Genomic DNA, 368 nt, shown 5'->3' on the forward strand with positions numbered 1-368 from the left:
AAGACTTTTACCTGGTATAACAACATTTGAAAACTCTAGTTGATCTGATTTAGTTTCAACTTTAGCATGTCGCATTGCTAAACGATGACTGTCTGTCGCGGTACACGTTAAAACACTATCCTCTATTGTCCAGTGAACCCCTGTTAGAATCGGTCTTGTTTCTACAGTTGATACTGCAAAAACAGTTTGTCTAATAATGTTTTTCAACAGATCTGTAGGCATTTTAAAAATATTACTTTCTTCAATTTCTGGTAATCGAGGATATTCTTCTGGGTCTAAACCATTAAGATTGAATTCAGATGAACCAGATTTCAAAGTAGTTAAATAATTATCCGTTACTGAGATTTCAACTGTGTCTTCAGGTAATT

Annotated in this window: 1 pseudogene; it reads right to left on the reverse strand. The window is 34.0% G+C overall.

The features are described 5' to 3' along the window. Positions 1–368 (reverse strand): annotated as a pseudogene (locus tag AOA60_RS18290) (DNA polymerase III subunit beta); the annotation flags it as partial.

Origin of the sequence: Pseudomonas sp. 2822-17 (assembly GCF_002742485.1) — a bacterium.
GTDB classification, from domain to species: Bacteria; Pseudomonadota; Gammaproteobacteria; order Pseudomonadales; family Pseudomonadaceae; genus Aquipseudomonas; species Aquipseudomonas cyclaminis.